This window comes from Streptomyces sp. NBC_01232, assembly GCF_035989885.1.
GTDB lineage: Bacteria > Actinomycetota > Actinomycetes > Streptomycetales > Streptomycetaceae > Streptomyces.
Window position 1 is genome coordinate 7,175,745 of record NZ_CP108518.1, and the last position, 17,619, is coordinate 7,193,363.

Annotated in this window: 16 protein-coding genes; 7 read left to right on the forward strand and 9 right to left on the reverse strand. The window is 73.6% G+C overall.

Annotated elements, in window-relative coordinates; genetic code table 11:
* The first annotated feature begins 176 nt into the window (after positions 1-176).
* Entirely contained in the window at positions 177-1,646 is a 1,470-nt protein-coding gene (locus OG444_RS33095; protein WP_327265560.1) for a PucR family transcriptional regulator, read from the forward strand.
* 50 nt (positions 1,647-1,696) lie between these two features.
* Here the strand turns inward: OG444_RS33095 and OG444_RS33100 are convergent, their stop codons facing one another.
* The 3 genes from OG444_RS33100 to OG444_RS33110 form a co-directional block, all read right to left on the reverse strand.
* Entirely contained in the window at positions 1,697-2,095 is a 399-nt protein-coding gene (locus OG444_RS33100) for a TOBE domain-containing protein (protein ID WP_327265561.1), read from the reverse strand.
* Between the two features lie 268 nt (positions 2,096-2,363).
* The gene (locus OG444_RS33105) at positions 2,364-4,124 is read right to left on the reverse strand and encodes an Ig-like domain-containing protein (protein WP_327265562.1); all 1,761 of its coding nucleotides are present in this window, start codon (positions 4,122-4,124) and stop codon (positions 2,364-2,366) included.
* Positions 4,125-4,213: 89 nt separating this feature from the next.
* Positions 4,214-5,293, reverse strand: a complete 1,080-nt coding sequence (locus tag OG444_RS33110) for a hypothetical protein (RefSeq protein ID WP_327265563.1) — start codon at positions 5,291-5,293, stop codon at positions 4,214-4,216.
* Positions 5,294-5,688: 395 nt separating this feature from the next.
* Between OG444_RS33110 and OG444_RS33115 the strand changes: the two genes are divergently transcribed.
* The 4 genes from OG444_RS33115 to OG444_RS33130 all read left to right on the forward strand — a co-directional run bounded on the left by OG444_RS33115 (position 5,689) and on the right by OG444_RS33130 (position 8,043).
* A complete protein-coding gene (locus OG444_RS33115) occupies positions 5,689-6,051 on the forward strand; it encodes a hypothetical protein (protein ID WP_327265564.1) in 363 nt (120 codons plus the stop codon).
* Positions 6,052-6,122: 71 nt separating this feature from the next.
* The gene (locus OG444_RS33120) at positions 6,123-6,542 is read left to right on the forward strand and encodes an ATP-binding protein (RefSeq protein ID WP_327265565.1); all 420 of its coding nucleotides are present in this window, start codon (positions 6,123-6,125) and stop codon (positions 6,540-6,542) included.
* Positions 6,543-6,724: 182 nt separating this feature from the next.
* On the forward strand, positions 6,725-7,297 hold the full coding sequence (gene sigK, locus OG444_RS33125) for an ECF RNA polymerase sigma factor SigK (protein ID WP_327266998.1): 573 nt from the start codon (positions 6,725-6,727) through the stop codon (positions 7,295-7,297).
* Entirely contained in the window at positions 7,294-8,043 is a 750-nt protein-coding gene (locus OG444_RS33130) for an anti-sigma factor (RefSeq protein ID WP_327265566.1), read from the forward strand. The genes sigK and OG444_RS33130 overlap by 4 nt, the downstream gene beginning before the upstream one ends.
* Before the next feature lie 42 nt (positions 8,044-8,085).
* Here the strand turns inward: OG444_RS33130 and OG444_RS33135 are convergent, their stop codons facing one another.
* The gene (locus OG444_RS33135; RefSeq protein ID WP_327265567.1) at positions 8,086-8,535 is read right to left on the reverse strand and encodes a GNAT family N-acetyltransferase; all 450 of its coding nucleotides are present in this window, start codon (positions 8,533-8,535) and stop codon (positions 8,086-8,088) included.
* A 611-nt stretch (positions 8,536-9,146) separates the two neighbouring features.
* On the opposite strand from OG444_RS33135, the gene OG444_RS33140 reads away from it, so the two are divergent.
* On the forward strand, positions 9,147-11,213 hold the full coding sequence (locus tag OG444_RS33140; RefSeq protein WP_327265568.1) for a SpoIIE family protein phosphatase: 2,067 nt from the start codon (positions 9,147-9,149) through the stop codon (positions 11,211-11,213).
* 7 nt (positions 11,214-11,220) lie between these two features.
* Here the strand turns inward: OG444_RS33140 and OG444_RS33145 are convergent, their stop codons facing one another.
* The 5 genes from OG444_RS33145 to OG444_RS33165 form a co-directional block, all read right to left on the reverse strand.
* Positions 11,221-11,976, reverse strand: a complete 756-nt coding sequence (locus OG444_RS33145) for a DUF4118 domain-containing protein (protein ID WP_327265569.1) — start codon at positions 11,974-11,976, stop codon at positions 11,221-11,223.
* A gap of 169 nt (positions 11,977-12,145) precedes the next feature.
* Positions 12,146-13,294 carry a mechanosensitive ion channel family protein gene (locus tag OG444_RS33150; RefSeq protein WP_327265570.1) on the reverse strand — a complete coding sequence of 383 codons (1,149 nt, stop codon included), beginning with the start codon at positions 13,292-13,294 and terminating at the stop codon, positions 12,146-12,148.
* A gap of 193 nt (positions 13,295-13,487) precedes the next feature.
* On the reverse strand, positions 13,488-14,765 hold the full coding sequence (locus OG444_RS33155; RefSeq protein WP_327265571.1) for a pyroglutamyl peptidase: 1,278 nt from the start codon (positions 14,763-14,765) through the stop codon (positions 13,488-13,490).
* A gap of 146 nt (positions 14,766-14,911) precedes the next feature.
* Positions 14,912-16,309, reverse strand: coding sequence for an amidase (locus OG444_RS33160; protein ID WP_327265572.1), 1,398 nt, complete (start codon positions 16,307-16,309; stop codon positions 14,912-14,914).
* Positions 16,296-16,505 carry a hypothetical protein gene (locus tag OG444_RS33165; RefSeq protein ID WP_327265573.1) on the reverse strand — a complete coding sequence of 70 codons (210 nt, stop codon included), beginning with the start codon at positions 16,503-16,505 and terminating at the stop codon, positions 16,296-16,298. Before OG444_RS33165 ends, OG444_RS33160 begins: the two co-directional genes overlap by 14 nt.
* Positions 16,506-16,663: 158 nt before the next feature.
* Here OG444_RS33165 and OG444_RS33170 point away from each other — a divergent pair, with 158 nt between their 5' ends.
* On the forward strand, positions 16,664-17,578 hold the full coding sequence (locus OG444_RS33170) for an MBL fold metallo-hydrolase (protein ID WP_327265574.1): 915 nt from the start codon (positions 16,664-16,666) through the stop codon (positions 17,576-17,578).
* Positions 17,579-17,619 lie beyond the last annotated feature (41 nt).

A 17,619-nucleotide genomic window follows, 5' to 3' on the forward strand; every position in this document is an offset into this window, starting at 1 on the left:
CAACGGGAGCGGGGCCGGGACGACTGGTCCCGGCCACGGAATCGGACGACCCCGCAGTCCTCACTCATGGAGGATCAACCAAGAGGCATACCGTGTGCTTCACCTAGCATTTACGATGACTCAGCCTCTGTTCACCTCGCGAATGTGGGCATCGCCCACCGCAAGGAGTCCCCGCCATGCACGTCCTGGACCTGCTCCAGCTCGACAGCCTCGGTCTCAGCCTGCTCTGGGGCGAGGAAGCACTTCTCGGCCAGGAGGTCGTCGGGGTCACCGCCACCGACCTGGAGGAGCCGGGCCGGTTCCTGGGCCCCGGGGAGCTCGTACTGAGCGGACTGGTGTGGTGGGCCGAGGGCGACGTCACGAAGGCCGACCGGTTCGTCGGCGCCCTCGCCGACGCCGGAGCCACCGCCCTGCTGGCCGGCGAGGAGACCCACGGCAGGGTCCCCGAGGAACTCGTCGCCGCCTGCCGGGCCCACCGGGTGCCGATCGTGGCCGTCCCCGCGCGCACCAGCTTCCGGGCGGTGACCGAGGCGGTGTACCTGCGCCAGTGGGGCGACCTGAGCCGCCGTCCGACCCGGCTCTTCGCGCTCCCCGAGAACGTGCGCGGTGAGCTCAGCCGGCTGGTGGAGGAAGGGGCCGGACCGGAGGAACTCCTCGACCGCGCCTGCGCCCACCTGGGCCGGGTGTCCTGCTATCTGCTCACCGCCAGCGGCCGCACTGTGGCCCGTACGCCCTCCGCCCCCGAGCTCCCCGCCCGGCAGGCGTCGGCCGCCTCCGCGCGCGGCGGGGTCTGGCTGCGCGTCGAGGCCGAGAGCTCCCCGTACGACGCCTGGCAGCTGCACGTCCCGGACCCGGACGCGGCGCCCCCGCGGGTGCTCCACGAGATCGCCGAGGTGCTCGCCCAGTGCCGCAGCGGGCAGACCCGCCGGGCCGCCGCGCAGCGGCTGGCCGGACGGGAACTGATCGGCGTCCTGGAGGGGACGCCCGCGGGGAACGCGCCCGCGGACACCGGAGCCCTGGAAGAGGCGCTCGCCAAGGCCGGCCTGCCGGTGGGCGGCTCGTACCGGGTACTGGCGGCGACCTCGGGCGACGCGCTGGCGGAGGGGCTCAGCCACCTGGAGGGCGCCGCGTACGCGGTGGGGCGGACCGCGGCGGTGCTGTACGAGGACCCGGCCGCCGCGACCGACGTGGCGGGCCGGCTCCGCGCGGTGTGGCCGATGCTCCAGCAGTGCGGGGGACCGCAGACCGAGCTCCGCCTGGGCCTCGGGATCCGAGCCGGGGGCCTGGAGGGGCTGCGGGCCTCGCTCAGCCAGGCCCGGTTCGCCCTGACCGCGGCGGACGAGGCGGTCCCGGTGCGCGGGGTCGAGCAGCTGGACACGCTCGGGGAGCTGATGGCGGGGATCCCGCCGGAGGTGCGGTCGGTGTACGGGGCGCGGATCCTCGGGGCGCTCGGGGACGGAATGCTGCGGGAAACCCTGGAGGTCTTCCTGGCCAACAACTGCTCCTGGGCGCGCACGGCGGAGGCACTGCACCTGCACGTGAACACCGTGCACTACCGGATCGAGCGGGTGGAGGTCCTGACGGGCCGTGACCTGTCCCGCCTCGACCACAAGCTGGACCTGTACGCGGCGCTGCGCTGCGGCTGACGGGCGCGGCGGTCGGGGAGCCGCGGCCGGGAGGGGCAGGGCCGAGGGGCCTACGGCAGTTCGATGTGGACCTCGGTGGACTTGACCCGGGCCGTGACGGTCGATCCGACCACGATGCCGAGCTGCTCGACCGACTCCCGGGTCACCAGGGACACCACGCGGTGCGGACCCGACTGGATCTCCACCTGGGCGGCGACGTCGTCGAGCCGTACGGCGGTGACGATCCCGGCGAAGGAGTTGCGGACGGACGTGAGGGCGGCGCCCGGCGGCAACCGGTGCAGCCCGGCCGCCCGTTCCTCGGCGAAGGCGGCGAGGACCGCGCCGTCGACGGTCCGCGACCCGTCCGCGGTACGGCCGGCGGCCAGCCGGCCCGTCTCCGTCCAACGGCGGACGGTCTCGGGGCTCACGCGCAGCAGCTGGGCGGCCTGCCCCAGGGAGTACGTCGGCACGCCCGCAGCATAGGCGGCGCCGCGCAGCTCCGGACGAGGAGGCACCCGGGACCGCCGGTCCCGGGTGCCTCCCGTCAGCACGTGCCGCCGCCCGCCGCCGACTCTGCTAGTGCTGTGACCGGAAAGGTCCACCGGGTCGCGGCGCCCGGCACGGCACCTCGCCGCGTTGTCGGACCACGCAAGTACGTCCAGTACGAGCCGCGGCCCTCCGCCTTGCGATGCACCGCACCGGACACCGCGACCCCGGCACACCTTTCCGGCCACAGCACTAGGAAGCCGTGCGGCACTGGCCGGACCGGGGCCCCTGGACGAGGGTGCCCGTGTGAACCAGCTCCGGTGCGTTGCCCTCGCAGCGCAGGGGTCCGGTGACCTGGTTGGCCCGGAACGCGGGGGCGCCCGCGTCGGGCAGTGGTCCATTGCCGCTGTTGCCGTCGATCCGAACCGGTCCAATGACCGTGTTGGCCGAAGCCTGGAGACCGCCGGTGTTGCCCTCCAGGGTCAGCGGTCCCTGGAAGGTGTTGCCGCCGCACCCGGCCGTCTCGCGGTCCGAGCCGGCCAGGACGTGGCCGGTGCTTCCCGTGACGGAGACGGGGCCGGTGAGACGTGAGTGGCAGATGGTGACGGCGAGCGCGCCCTCGGCGGACACCGGGCCCGTGACACGGGCGTCCGTGACGGCCAGGGACCCGCCCGGCGCCACCTTGACGGGACCGGTCTGGCTGCCGCCGGAGGCGATGCAGAGCGCCTGGCCGGCGGCCACCGTCAGGGTGCCGACGCGGGCCGTCGTGATGCACGGCCGGCTGAAGCCGACGGTGACCTCGGACGGCGCCGCCGTCGCCCCCGGCGCGTGGCTCGTGTCCCCGCCGTACGACGCGGTGATCGCGTGGGGGCCGGGCCGCAACGCGGCGGTGCGCAGCAGGGCCCGGCCGCCGTCGAGGGGCACGGCCGCCAGCGGGGTCGTCCCGTCGAAGAAGGTGACCGTCCCGCCCGGCGTCACCGGGCCGGCCGCGGAGACGGCGGCGGTCAGGGTGACGGGGTGCCCGAACAGCGGTGCGGCCGTGTCGGCGGCCACCGTGAGCGTGGCCGTGTAGCGGAACGAGACGACGGCCCGGCCGTTGCCGCGGTTCACACCGGGCAGCAGGGAAACGTCGGTCGCCGCGGGGGCCGCGAAGCCGCTGCCGCCCCCGCCACCGGCCCCGTACAGGTTGTCGGGGTTCCCGCCGCCGGAGCCGCCTCCGCCGCCGAAGTAGCCGCCGCCCCCGCCTCCGCCGCCGTTGCCGCCGCGTGCGCCGTTGCCGCCGGGGCCGCCGCTGCCCGGATTGGGCTGCCCGGTATTGGGGTCGATGTCGCTCCCGGCCGTTCCGGGGCCGCCGAGGGCGGAGTTGGGGCTGCCGGTGCCGTGGGCGCTCCGGGTCGCGCCGCCGCCCGCCACGCCGGATCCCGGCTGGCCGCCGCCCTGTCCGCCGGGTTCGCCGGCCGGGCCGCCGCCGTGGCCGCCGCGCAGCAGGGGCCCGCCGTTGCCGGCGCCCCCGCCGCCACCGGCGACGAGGATCCGGTCGGCCGGGCCGAAGGCGCCGACGCGTACGTCGGTGGCGCCGCCGCCGGAGCCGCCCCCGCCGTGCGCGCCGCCGCCTCCGGCCCCGTGGCCCGTGCCGCCGGGCCGGGCGTACTCGCCGCGCCGCGAGCTGCCGGAACTCCCGGCGCCGCCCACCGTGATCTGCAGGTTCTGCCCGGCGCTCACGGCGAAGGTCGCGCGGGTCCCGCCGCCGAGCCCGCCGGGTGCCCCCTCGTTCGGGGGGTTGGGGGTGACGAAGCCGGCCGCGCTGCCGCCCTCGGCGCCGAACACGTCGATGGTCGCCGCGCTCACGCCCTCAGGGACGGTGAAGAGGTCCGTACCGACCGCCGTGTAGGTGCAGGCGGGGGGTGAGGCGGTGAACGTGCCGCCCGCGCCGCAGGGCGACGGCGATGGTGCCTGGGCCGGATCGGCGGTCGCGGGTACCGCCGCCAGCACGGCTGCCAGCAGACCGGTCACGCCGGCCGATACTGCTGCCTTGGATCTGAAGAGTCTCAACGAGGTTCCAAACGAGAGTACTTGGGAAGAGGTGCGCTGCTGTCGGTGGCTCAGACGCCGTCGTCGGCGCAGAGCGCCCAGGCGTCGGAGTAGGTGCCCGGAGAGCTGCCCCCGCCGGTGTGGGTGACGGCCGTCCAGTAGGAGGCGGTGGTGGTTCCGTCGCCGACCGGGGTGCCGCCGGAGTTGCTGGGGTAGCTGCCGTTGAGGTGGTCGCCGACGGAACCGGGCCCGGTGAAGCTGGTGGTCGTGACGTTGCCTCCGCTGATCGCGGCGCCGCCGCCGACCAGCTTTCCGTCGTTGCCGCCGCAGCCGACCGTGACGGTCTGGCCGCTGGTCGCCGCGGTCGGACCGCTCACCTCGCTGTGGCGGACCGTGACCGTGGCGCCACTGACGTCGATGTTGGTGCCGCTGCAGATCGCGTACGCGTACGTGGTGTTGTTGCTGTTGCCGCCGCCACCGTTCCAGCCGACCGCGCTCCAGGAGTCGGGGTCGCTCTCACCGTCGGCCGCGGCCTTCTGGCCGAAACCGTGGGCGGAGTCGTTGAAGGTGGGGAAGCTCGCGATCGGCTTGAGGCTGCCGACGCCGGCCGGGGTGATGCGGGCGCCGCCGCCGAGCAGCCGGGTGTTGGCCGGGCAGGTGGCCGTGACCAGGCCCACCGTGCCGCTGCTCGTCGGCCCGGCGAGCTTGTTCATCACCACTTGGGTGTGGTTGATCAGGCTGCTGGTGAAGCACATCGCGTACGGCGTGCTGGAGAAGGAGGCGTTCACCGCGCCGCCGCTGCCGCCGATGCCGAGCCAGTGGGTCACGTCGGTACCGACCACGCCGGTGGAGCCGGTGTACTCGGTGCTGCCGTCGGGGCTCGGCGAGGTGCCGTTGATCTTGTTGCCGTTCGACGATGTGCCGGTGCCGATGGCCTGGTTGACACCGCCACCGGAGATCAGGCCGCTGCTGCAGGCGGCGTTCGTCGATATCTCGGAGAAGGGCGAGCCGGGCCCCATGGTGGCGCCCGGGGTCTTCACGGTCACGCCGACCGTGTTGGCGTACGCGATTCCCGGCACGGCAAGGGCCAGCAGGGCGCCCACGACCAGCGCCTTCCTGGCGGCAGGGCGCCGCAGAAGCATCTTTCGCATCAGAATCTCCCCTTCGGAGGTGGATCTCGGCTTGCAGGCGGCCGTGGCCGCACGGCCTCCGACGCATCCGTGGTGGTTCTCGGGACTTCGGTCCGACCGAGGTGCCCGCACGGCGTCGACCCGGATCGGGGACAGCGGCGACGGGACGGGGTGTGCGGATTGCGCATGCGGAATGTATCAGCCAGACTGGGCGGCAGCTGCAGTCGAACCAGTGATTTCACCTAGCAAATGCGGTACTCGCTGGTAGCCGGCCCGGATCCTCTCGCCGGTCCGTTTTGGTCATCAATGAGGTTTTTCCAATCCCTCACCCGGGTCGTGGCGAATCCCTGGTGAGGCTCCTGAGGCTGAAGGGGCCGTTGAACCGACCGTCCGATGAAGGGAAGGAGGTGAGTGCGATGACCGGTTCGCTGCACACGCGGCGTCTGCTCGTGGGGGCCGCGTCGGCCGGACTGCTGGCCGGCGGGTCGCTGCTGGGCCTCGCCGGCACCGCGAACGCCGCCCCCGCGGCATCCGCCACGGTGACCTCGACGCTCACCGGTGACCGCGACCGCGACCGTGACCACCGACAGAACCGGTGGGACCGGTGGGACCGCCATGAGCGGTGCACCTGGGTGAAGGGCCACTGGGAATCGAAGTGGCGCCACGGCAGCGGGCACGACGGCTGGTGGGGCAAGGACCACTCGAAGCAGAACTGGAATTCCGGCCACTGGGCCAAGCACTGGGTCCCGGGCCACTGGAACTGCCACGGCAAGTGGTAGCGCGGACCGACCGGCACACAGGGGTTCCGGGGTCACCGCCCCGGAACCCCGTCCGTTCCCGAGGAAGAGTCATGGACACCGCAACCGCATCCCCGGCGCGGCCGGGGACCGTGCACCACCCACTGCCGTCAGGGCCGCAGGCCGCCCGGGAAGCCCGCCGCAGCGCCGCGCGCACCCTGGCCCTGCACCCCGGGCGCTGCCCGCACGAGACTGCCTGCGACATCCTGCTGATCGCTTCCGAGCTGGTCACCAACGCCGTCCGGCACGCCATGCCCCCGTACGCGCTCACGATCAGCCTGGAGAGCGGGCGGGCGGGCATCTGCGTCAGCGACGGCTCACTCTCCCTGCCGCAGCGGGGCGGCGGCCCAGGGGTGCTCGCCACGCGGGGGCGCGGGCTGCAGATCGTCCGGGCGCTCGGAGCCGACCTCTTCGTCAGCCGCTCGCCGCGCGGCAAGCAGGTCATCGCCGTACTCACCTGGCCCGACGCCTGACGCCCGGCGGCCGACGGCGCGGTTCCCTCCAAGGAGGGAACCGACGGCAGTTCCCGAGCGTGAACGCGCTCCCATCCGCACGCACGTCCGCTACGAAGAACCATGAGACTCACCCCCCGGACAAGGACCACCATGCGATGGACGCCCCGCCCCCGGCCGGAGCCCGCCCTGTGAACCAGCCGATGCCCTTCGGCCCCGGCCCCGCCGACCGCACCGACCTGGCCCAGGTCATGGGGCAGGTCGCCCAGGGCGACAAACAGGCGTTCTCCGTCCTGTACGACGCCCTCGCCCCCCTGGTCCTCGGGATCGTGATCAAGGTCGTACGCGACCGGGCCCAGTCCGAGGAGGTCGCCCAGGAGGTCATGATCGACCTGTGGCGGCAGGCCGCCCGCTACCGCCCCGACGCCGGCAGCGTCACCACCTGGGCGGCGACCATCGCCCACCGGCGGGCCGTGGACCGGGTCCGCTCCGCCCAGGCGTCCGCCGACCGGGAACGCGCGCAGGCCGCCCGCGAGCACCGGACGGCCTTCGACGAGGTCGCCGAGCAGGTCGAGATCCGGCTGGACAGCGAACAGGTCCGCCGCTGCCTGCGCGGCCTCACCGAACTCCAGCGGCAGGCGGTGACCCTCGCCTACTACCGGGGCCTGACCTACCGCGAAGTCGCCGAAGTCCTGCGCGCGCCGCTCCCCACCGTCAAGACACGCATGCGCGACGGACTGATCCGGCTCCGCGACTGCATGGGGGTGACCACATGAACCGGCCCCGGACCGACGTCCACGCCCTCACCGCCGCCTACGCCCTGGACGCCCTCGACCCCGGCGAACGCGAGCCGTTCACCGCCCACCTCGCCCGCTGCGAGGAATGCCGCCAGGAAGTCGCCGAGTTCCGGGCCACCGCCGCACGTCTGGCCGCCGCCGTGGGCCAGCCGCCGCCCGCCGCCATGAAGCAGCAGGCCATGGCCGCCGTCGACGGCGTGCGCCAGCTCCCGCCCCGGAGTTCCGTGCTGTCCCCGGTCCCGCTGCGCGGCGCGCTGCGCCGCAGGGCCGCCCTGTTCACCGTGGCCGCGAGCGTGACGGCCGGCGCCCTGTTCGCAGGTCTGGCCGCGTGGCAGCACCAGGAGAGCCGCCGCTACGAACAGCAGGCCCGCCAGAGCGAACAGCGCCTGGACGACGTCACCACGGTCCTGACCGCTCCCGATGCCCGCGCCGCCCATGGACGCACCAGCAACGGAGCCTCGGCCGCCGTCGTCTCCTCGGCGGTGCGCAACAAGGCCGTCTTCACCGCGAGCGGCCTGCCTGCCCCCGTCCCCGGCACGACCTACCAGCTCTGGCTGGACCACGAGGGCACCATGAGCCCGGCCGGATTCATCCAGCGGGACGGCACCGTACTCATCGACGGCGACGCCGCCGGCGCCGACGCGGTCGGCCTCAGCCTCGAACCTTCCGGAGGATCCCGGCAGCCCACCACGACCCCGCTGCTCCTGATGGACCTGCCGGCCTGACCGCCACCGCTCCGAAGCTGCGACGGCGCCCCCGGGCGGTGTTCAGGGGGCCATGTCGTAGGTGACCCACATGGTCCGGGTGGCCACCTGGTCGTACTTGGAACGCGCACGGTGGTTGTCGTCGGCCGTGATCCACCGGACCACGCTCCAGCCCCGCTCTGCCGCGAGCTCGCGCAGCGCACCGAGCAGCAGGTCGGCGGCGCCCGAGCCGCGGTGTTCCGGTGCCACGAACAGGTCGTCGAGGAAGCAGCCCACCGTCGCGGAGAGCGGGCGCGCGAACGGCCGGTAGTGCGCAAGGCCCAGGAGCCGGCCCCCGGCGTCCTCGGCCACCAGCGCGCCGACCTCGTGGGCGGGGTCGGTCACCCACGACCACACCGTGGCGGCGGCCTCCTCGGTCTGCTCCACCTTGTAGAAGTCGGCGTAGCCGCGGTACAGGGCGCGCCACTGGGCGAAGTCCCCGTCCCGAACGGAACGCACGCTGATGTCGGACATGGGTCGGACTCCCGTGATCGAAGGAAGTGCGGCGGGGGCCGCGGCGCGTGCGCCTGCGCCGGGGTGCGGTGCGGTGCACGGGATCGATCATGCTGGAGCCCGGCGGGCACGGCAGGTGCCGGTGTGTCGAAACGCGGGCCGTCCCGGCTCCACGATGTACGGGTGCGCCGGCGTACGGATGCGCCGACAGGCCGGACCGCCTTCTGTCGGCGGAGCCCCTGCGCGCCGAACACCGCGATCGGCACGCAGGGGCTTCCTGCACCAGGCCGTTCCGGACCGCGAGAGCCGCCAAGCGGTCCGGAGGGTGGTGGCCACGGCCAGTCAACAGGAGCCGGCCCGGGACGGCTCCTGGTTCCGGGCACGGAATCGCGCTGGTCCGGCCCGTCCTGGCACGGTGAATCGTCCAAGAGGAGAAAGAGTGATTCAGGCGCGCATTTGCAAGGAAGAACGTTACTGCATCTTGCAGATGCCGGACCACTCGATGGTCAGGTCGTGGGGATGTCCCCGGCGGGCGGGCCGGGGCGCGGCGCCTGCCGCGCGACACCCGGCGCGTCCGCATACCGTGTCCGCATAATGATGTGCAAGGAACGGCGTGCGGAAGGGGACGTCTCGTGCCATCGGCCCAGCCGGGGGGCGAGGAGATCCACGGCCCGATCTGGTCCGAGCCGGGGGCGCTGCTGGAGCGCGTGCCCGTGGCCGTCCTCGGCATCGATGACAACGACCTCGTCTGCTACTGGGGGCCCGGCGCGGGCGCCCTCTTCGGGTACGACCCGCCCGCCGTCCTCGCGCGGCCCGGCGCCGTTCTCTTCGCCGACGGCTCCGGGGGCGAATCCGCGTCCTGCGCCCGGTTGACGGAACAGGGCCGCACCCGCGGCTACTGGCGGGGGAGGCTGACGGTCCGCCACCAGGACGGCACGGCCTTCGACTGCGGCTTCCGCTCCTTCTCCGTGACCGGAACCGGCGGCCCCTCGGTGGTGATGGTCCTGGCGAGCCGCAGCGACGCACTCGACCGGGTCAAGACCAATCTCGCCTTCCTCGACGCACTCTTCGAGACCTGCCCGATCGGCCTGGTCATGCTCGACCCGGATCTGCGCTACATCCACCTCAACCAGGCGCTCGCCGACATGGACGGCCTGCCGATCGAGGCCCACCTCGGGCGGCGCATGGACGAGGTCATGATCATGTCCGACGGTGGTGAGTACGAGCGCATGCTCCGCGCCGTCGCCCTCGGCGGAGCGCCCGTCGTCGGCACCCTGGTCGGCGTGCGCCCCCGGGGACACCCCGACCGCGACCAGGTCCGCTCCGTGAGCTTCTTCCCGCTGAGCCAGGCCGTCGGCTCGAACCCCGGCGTGGGCGGGCTGATGGTGGACGTGACCGACCGGGAACGAGCCATCCTGGAAGCCACCGCCAGCCGTCGCCGGCTGGCGCTCCTCGACGGGGCCTCCACCCGGATCGGGACCACCCTGGACGTGAACCTCACCGCCCAGGAACTGGTCGACGCGTCGATGCCGGACTTCTGCGACGGCGCCGTGGTCGAGGTCGTCGAGTGGATGGACGAGACGGAGGACTTTGATCCGGAGCGACCCCTGTTCACCCGCCGGATCGCCTCCGGGACGCTCCTCGCCGAGCCGGCCGTGGAACTCGTGAGCGGGGTGGAGAAGGTCCGCTACCCGCCGGGCTCCGTCATCCACGACATGCTGCGCACCGGCCGCGCCGTCTCGGCCATGGTGGACGAGGAGTTCCTGGCCCGGACCGTCGTCACCGAGTCACGCACGAAGATCATGGGCGAGAGCGGCGTGGCCTGCATCCTCGTCGCCCCGCTGATCGCCCGGGGCACCGTGCAGGGCATCGCCATGTTCGGCCGGTCCGCCGCCCGTCCGCCCTTCTCCGAGGAGGACGTCAGCCTGGCCGGTGAACTCGCCTCGCGCGCTGCGATCTGCCTGGACAACGCCCGTCTCTACAGCCGCGTCCAGGACATCGCGCTCACCCTGCAGAGGGCCCTGCTCCCCACCACGCTCGCCGCCAGCCCGTACGTGGACGTGGCCCACCGGTACGTGCCGGGCAGCAGGATCACCGAGGTCGGCGGCGACTGGTACGACGTGATCAACCTGCCCGACGGCCGGGTCGCCCTCGTCGTGGGCGACGTGATGGGACACGGGGTGTCGGCGGCAGCCGCCATGGGCCACCTCCGCATCACCACCAAGGCGCTGGCCCGGCACGGCAGCGAGCCTGCCGACCTGCTCACCGAACTCGACGCGTGCGCCCAGGAGGCCGGCATCGAGCTCGCGACCTGCCTGTACATCGTCTACGACCCCCGGACCGGTCGAGCCCGCATCGCCAGCGCCGGCCACCCTCCGCCCCTGGTGCTCCGGCCGGACGGCACGGTGGAGACGGTCGATGCGGTCCTGGGCGTCCCGCTGGGCGTCGGCGGCTCCCCGTTCCGGATGACCGAGATCGAACTGCCCGAGCACTCGACCCTCGCCCTCTACACCGACGGCCTCATCGAGGCGCGGGACCGGGACATCGAAGTGGGCCTGGACGCGCTGCGCGCCGAACTGGGCAGGGACGGAGCGCCGTTGGAGGAGATGGCGGACCGCATGCTCGCGAGCCTGCTGCCCGACCCGCCGACCGACGACACGGTCCTCGTCCTGGCCCGCGTCCACCGCGGCAGGCCGTGAGCGGCGCTCAGCCCCGGTGGGACACACCGGCCGTGTCCAGGGCGGCGCCCGCCAGGGCGGCCAGCGCGAGCGCCACCGCACGCGCGTCCTCGGCGGGCAGGGCGTGGCCGGGGAACGGGTCGAGGAGGAACCGGCCGTAGTAGTGCCCGCCCCCGACCACCCGCAGCTCGGTCTCGCCGTCCGGCCAGGCGGCGTACTCGGTGACCTCGCTGCCGCGGCGCAGCCACAGACCGCCGTCGTGCTCCAGCCGCGGCCGGCGCCCGATCAGGGTTCCGTACTCGAAGCGGCAGCCGCGCAGTCCCAGCAGGGCGACGAGCTCCCCGCGGACGAACTCGACCACGGCGTCCGGCGATCCGCCCCGCTCGGTCAGCAGGGCGGTGCCGCGGAGGCTGGACAGGTGCGCGGCCCCGGTCGCGACGTCCGCGTGCAGTCTGCGGGCACGGACGGCCGGCTGCGAGACGATCAGTGCGACGACGAGCAGCAGTGCGGCGGTCTGGAGCTCGTCCCGGTCGGCGAAGGTGAACCGCTCGTACGGCCTGGCCAGGAGGAGGAGGGCGAACCACGCCGCCGCGGAGAGCGCGGCCAGGGCCGCGGCCGCCCGGGTGCCCGAGGCGGCGATCGCGACGACGGCCACGACCAGGATCAGTGCCTCGTTGGTCGGGGAAAGACGCGTACGGAACGGAACGAGCGCGAGTGCCACGAGGAGGGGCACCACGAGGGCCCCGAACAGCGCGGCGCGGTCGTGCAGTCGGTACCCGGGCATGCGATGCCTTCCGTCCGGACGTGACGATCCCGGATCGGAACCTGCCCAACGGTGAGCGGAGAGCCACCCTCCATGGTGAGGTCTTGACGCACTGCGGACGGATTTTGTACCCGGACGCCGGGAACGTGTGCGGAGCGTGACGTTCCAGGCGTCCGGGCGTGGCGCAGACCTACCGGCCGCTGTCCGCGAGCATCGACGCCGACGCGGACGCCGACGCCGAGGGGGACGACTCGCGCTGGTGCGGGACGGGCGCGTGCGCCGAGGACGGCGGCGACGGCGACACCTGGACGTCCTCCTGGTGGAGCGCGACCGTACGCGTCGGGGCGGGGATCGAGATGCCCTCGGCCCGGAACCGCTGGTGCAGACGCTTGATGAACTCGTGCTTGATCCGGTACTGGTCGCTGAACTCGCCGACGCCCAGGATCACCGTGAAGTTGATCCGGGAGTCCGCGAACGTGTGGAAACGGACGGCCCCTTCGTGCTCCGGGTTTGCGCCGTTCACCTCCGTCATCACGGCGTCGACCACGTCGAGGGTGACGCGCTCGACGTGCTCCAGGTCGCTCTCGTACCCCACGCCCACCTGCACCAGGATCGAGAACTGCGCCTCCGGCTGGGTGAAGTTGGTCATGTTCGTCCGCGCGAGGCGGCCGTTGGGGATGATGACCAGGTTGTTCGACAGGTTGCGCACCACGGTGTTGCGCCAGTTGATGTCGACGACGTAGCCCTCCTCGCCACTGGTGAGCCGGATGTAGTCACCGGGCTGCACGGTCTTCGATGCGAGGATGTGCACGCCGGCGAAGAGGTTGGCGAGGGTGTCCTGGAGCGCCAGGGCCACCGCCAGACCGCCCACGCCGAGGGCGGTGACCAGGGGCGCGATGGACACGCCCAGGGTCTCCAGGGCGACGAGCACGCCCATCACGAGGACCACGATCCGGGTGATGTTGACGAAGATGCTCGCCGACCCGGCCACTCCGGTGCGGGCCCCCGCCACGGACTGGACGAGCCCGGCGACGACCCGCGCCGCGCTGAGCGTGGCGATGAGGACGAGCAGTGCGGTCAGCGACTGGTTGACGAACCCCGAGAGCCGCGCGGTGAGCGGCAGGGTCGTCGCCGCCACCGCGGCGCCGGCGATGAGGGCGGCGCCGGGGGCGATGGTGCGCAGCGCGTCGACGATGATGTCGTCGCCCCGCCAGCGGGTCCGCTCGGCGTGCCGCCCCAGCCACCGCAGGAGGGCGCGCAGCAGCAGCCCGGCCGCGGCGCCCGCCGCCAGTGCGATGCCGGCGACCAGCCAGTCGTGCAGGACGAGATCCCGGTTCAACGGACGCCCTCCGTTCCGCGGCGCCGGCCCCGGGCCGTGGTGGCGGACGCTGCCGGCCGTCGTATGAGGTGTGTCGTCACCTTGTCACCTGTCAGTTTGTCGTGCATGAAGCCTCGTTCGGGCATGTGTACGCATCCGGAACGGGCTGCCATCCTGCCCCATGGCAGGTGCACGCACCGCAGGCGGGGCGCTGCTACGGACGCCGCACCGCGGCGTGTTCGAGGACCGCGCGGACCTCGGCGGTGATCGCGGTCTCGTTGCGTTCGAACTCGGCGCCGGTCAGCTGCTGGGGGTCGGCCGGCAGGCCGGTGAGGACCGGCGTGTGGAGATGGCCGCCGGGCAGGTGAGGGGCGAGTTCGGAGCGCAGCCGGTTGGAGCGGTAGGCCACCTCGTTGGACAGGTAGCCGCCCCCGCCGCCCGCCACGGCGCGCGAGCCCGGCGTCGGGCCGTCGGTCCGGTCGACGGGAGCCGCGGCGCCCGCCGGAATCTCGGTCACGTCGTTGTTGAGGAGGACCGGGTACGGGCTCTGCACGGCGCCGGTGACCGCGTCTGCAGGGAGCGTGGTGCGGATGAACTCCGGGCCCGGGCCGAGGCCGGGGGCGGTCACCGGACGTTCGCGGGTGCCGCCGGAGAGGGCGCGCACGTTGTCGGGGTACGGGTCGGCGGACCGGGCCCGGCCCGCCCAGGCCTCCAGCGTGAAGATGCCGGGGTAGCCCTGGCTGACGGTGGTGATGATGTCCGCCGAGGAGGGGCCGCCGGCCATGCGCGGGGCGAACGCCCGCTCCACCATGCCCGCGTCGAAGTCGGCGTAGCGCACGGGGAGGACGACGGCTCGGATCTCGGCGACGCTGCCGTCGGCGAGCGTCACGCGCCGGCCGTTGAGCTGGAGGGCGGCCGATCCGGACGGGTTGGCCCGGCGTATCTCGGCGTCGAGCCCGAAGGGGTCGAACCCGCTGATGAAGACGCGTCGCACGCCGGGCGCGGTCCGGAAGGCGTTGTTCGTCAGCCCGCGGGAGGTGTCCTCGAATCGCGCGCGCAGTGCGGCCCGGTCGACGGTGAACTCCGGCTGCCAGCGGGCGAGTACGGCGGTCATGCCGAGCCGCGCCCAGTACAGCGGCCGGTCGTCGCCGGGGGCGAGGTCGCCACCGGGCCGCTGTCCCTGGGCCCGCCGCACGGAGGCCTGCCAGAGCGCCTCGCCCCAGGAGTCGACCAGCCGGCCGGCCTCGGCGGGGCTGCGGGTCGCGCACAGCGCGGCGGGAAAGCGCCGTACGAAGTCCCCGAGGCCGCCGCGCTCGACGAGCGCCGTGGTGCGCGCGTCCGCGAGGCGCGCCTGCTCGGCGTCGAGCGGTACGGACGCGGAGGTGCGGCAGGAGGAGGCGCCGTCGGCGGCGTGCGCGGGGGAGGAGACTGCCAGGGGAAGGACGGTGGCGAGAAGGGCTGCGGCCGACGCCGCACGCCGTAAGAGCATCATGCGATGTGACATTACATAGCCACGGTCACCCTCACCAGACGCGCCGGCCCCGGCCGCCGTGACTGGCTCAACTACGCTGCCGGCACCGCTGGTTCGGCGCACGGGCGCGACCCGCACGCCGAATCCGGTGCGCCGCGCGCCGGTGTCTACGGGACCGGGACCGGAGCCAGGCCGAGGGCCGTGCCGGTCCGCTCGTAGGCGTGTCCCGCACGCAGCACCGCGGCTTCGCCGAACGGCCTCCCCATGAGCTGCATGCCGATGGGCAGCCCGGCCGGGTCCAGGCCCACGGGCAGGCTCAGTGCGGGAACGCCGGTGAGGTTGGCCGGGGCCGACAGTCGTACGTACGCGTCGGAGACGCTCTCCACGCTGCCGTCACCCCAGGTCACGCTGGTCCGGCCGGTCTCGACGGCGGTGAGCGGTACGGTCGGTGCGGCGATCACGTCGACCGCCTCCAGCATGTCCTGCCAGGCCTGCCGCATGAGGGTGCGGGCGCGCTGGGCCCGCAGGTAGTCCCCTGCGGTCATGAGCTCGCCGGCTTCCAGGAGGACCCGGACGTCGGCCCCGTACAGGTCGGGCACCGCCCGCAGCGTCCGCTCGTGGTACGCGGAGGCCTCGGGCACCATCAGGCCCCACTGGGTGGCCCGGACGTAGCGCGTCATCGGGATCTCCACGTCGACGAGCCGGGCGCCGAGCTCCTCCAGCCGCCCGATCGCCCGGCGGACCGCGGCCTCCACCTCGGGGTCCACCCGGTCGAAGTAGTAGTTGCCCGGCACCCCCACCCGAAGACCCGTGAGATCCGTGCCGGGGCCGGGCCGGTGGTCCACGGCCGGTGCCGCGACGGACGCGGGGTCGCGCGGGTCGTGCCCGACCAGGGCGGCCAGGACCAGCGCCGCGTCCTCCACGGTGCGGGTGAGCGGGCCGACGTGGTCGAGCGACCAGGCCAGCGAGGTCACGCCGTGGCGCGGCACCAGCCCGTACGTCGGCTTCAGCCCGACGACCCCGTTCAGGGCCGCGGGCACCCGGATCGACCCGCCGGTGTCGGTGCCCAGGGCGAAGGGGGCCGCCCCCGCGGCCACGGCGACGGCGGATCCGCCGCTGGAACCGCCCGCCACCCGGGCCGGGTTGCGGGCGTTGACCGTCTGAGGGGTGATCAGGCCGTAGGCGAACTCGTGCGTGTGCGTCTTGCCGACGAGCGCGGCCCCGGCCGAGGCGAGCCGCGCGGCGACGGTGCTGTCGCTCTCCGCGCGGTGCCCCGCCCGTACCCGGGAGCTGGCGCTGGTCGCCAGCCCGGCGACGTCGATGAGGTCCTTGAGGGCGGCCGGTATCCCGTGCAGGGGCCCGCGGTGCGCGTCACCGGCGACCTCGGTCTCCGCGCGGCGCGCCGCAGCGCGCGCACGGTCCGCCGTCACGATGGTGAAGGCCCGCAGGTGCGGTTCGACCTGCGCGATGCGCTCCAGCGTCGATTCGACCAGTTCGACCGGCGAGACCTGCCCGGTGCGTACGGCCTCGGCCGCTTCGGCCACGGTCAGCTCATACGGCTGCATCGTGCTGTTCCCCTCCCGCGCGGTACGCCGCGGCGGGCGGTGTCTCGCCGAAGTCCAGTTCCCGCAGGAGCGATACGACGGAATGGATGTGGCCGGCGGTGGCCTCCACTTCCGCGCGGCGGTCATGGGACGGCGTCGGGCCGGACCGTTCGGTCCGGCGGACGGCTTCGGGAGGGGTGGGGTCTGAGGCGGACATGCACGGCCTTCCTTCAGAGGGAGCGGCGGAACGAGGAACCATCACGCCGCCTTAAAGCTAACTTCTTGCGTTAGTCCACGGTAGGGCCTACGGTCACTTAAAGCGAATGAATCGCTTTTGCTGGTTGCCGGACCTCCGCAGACGAAGGAAGCACGCGCATGCGCACCGCACAGTTCACCGAGCCGTCCCCGCCGTCCGGAACCGCCGCCCACTGGTCCGTCGGGGAGATCACGGTCCACCGCGTCGACGAAGTGCCCCTGCCGCCCGCGACCGGACCGTGGCTGCTGCCGACCGCCACCCCGGACGTGGTCGCCGGACACCCGTGGCTGCGGCCCGACTTCGCCGGCCCGGACGGCGTCCTGCGCCTCCACAGCCACAGCTTCGCGCTGGTCGTGGACGGCCTGCGCGTCCTCGTCGACACCGGGATCGGCAACGGCAAGACGAGGGCCAACCCGGCGTGGCACGACCTGCGCACCGACTACCTCGCCCGCCTCGCGGACATCGGCTTCACTCCCGGGAACGTCGACCTGGTGATCCTCACGCACCTGCACACCGACCACGTCGGATGGAACACCCGGAAGGTCGACGGCGCCTGGGCGCCGACCTTCCCCGCCGCCCGGTACCTCACGGCGCGGACGGAGTACGAGTTCTGGGCCGCCCACGACATGGACGAGGCGCGGCGCGCCATGTTCCGCGACTCCGTCCTGCCGGTCGAGGAGGCGGGGCTGCTCGACCTGGTCGACGTACCGGCCGGGGGGACCGACGTGGCCGACGGGCTGCGCCTGCTGCCCGCCCCGGGGCACACTCCCGGCCAGATCGCCGTACAGGTGAGCAGCGCGGGCGCCTCGGCCCTCATCACCGGGGACGCCGTCCACCACCCCGTGCAGCTGGCGCATCCGGAGATCGGCGCCTGTGTCGACATCGACCCCGCGCAGGCCGAGGCCACCCGCCGAGCGCTGCTCGCCCGGCTCGCCGACACCGGCGCCCTGGTCCTCGGTACGCACTTCCCCGCGCCGACCGCCGGGCGCGTGGTCGCGGAGGGGGACGGCTACCGCCTCGAACCGGCCACCTGATGCCCGGCGGGCCACTGACGGGTGACGGTTGTTCGGTTCCC

Excerpts from the sequence above, each read along its gene's own strand:
- OG444_RS33160 (WP_327265572.1), bottom strand. The coding sequence starts at position 16,309 with ATGCAGCCGTATGAGCTGACCGTGGCCGAAGCGGCCGAGGCCGTACGC.
- OG444_RS33110 (WP_327265563.1), bottom strand. The coding sequence starts at position 5,293 with ATGCGAAAGATGCTTCTGCGGCGCCCTGCCGCCAGGAAGGCGCTGGTC.
- sigK (WP_327266998.1), top strand. The coding sequence starts at position 6,725 with ATGCCCTTCGGCCCCGGCCCCGCCGACCGCACCGACCTGGCCCAGGTC.
- OG444_RS33165 (WP_327265573.1), bottom strand. The coding sequence starts at position 16,505 with ATGTCCGCCTCAGACCCCACCCCTCCCGAAGCCGTCCGCCGGACCGAA.
- OG444_RS33145 (WP_327265569.1), bottom strand. The coding sequence starts at position 11,976 with ATGCCCGGGTACCGACTGCACGACCGCGCCGCGCTGTTCGGGGCCCTC.
- OG444_RS33095 (WP_327265560.1), top strand. The coding sequence starts at position 177 with ATGCACGTCCTGGACCTGCTCCAGCTCGACAGCCTCGGTCTCAGCCTG.
- OG444_RS33130 (WP_327265566.1), top strand. The coding sequence starts at position 7,294 with ATGAACCGGCCCCGGACCGACGTCCACGCCCTCACCGCCGCCTACGCC.
- OG444_RS33120 (WP_327265565.1), top strand. The coding sequence starts at position 6,123 with ATGGACACCGCAACCGCATCCCCGGCGCGGCCGGGGACCGTGCACCAC.
- OG444_RS33170 (WP_327265574.1), top strand. The coding sequence starts at position 16,664 with ATGCGCACCGCACAGTTCACCGAGCCGTCCCCGCCGTCCGGAACCGCC.
- OG444_RS33155 (WP_327265571.1), bottom strand. The coding sequence starts at position 14,765 with ATGATGCTCTTACGGCGTGCGGCGTCGGCCGCAGCCCTTCTCGCCACC.
- OG444_RS33135 (WP_327265567.1), bottom strand. The coding sequence starts at position 8,535 with ATGTCCGACATCAGCGTGCGTTCCGTTCGGGACGGGGACTTCGCCCAG.
- OG444_RS33115 (WP_327265564.1), top strand. The coding sequence starts at position 5,689 with ATGACCGGTTCGCTGCACACGCGGCGTCTGCTCGTGGGGGCCGCGTCG.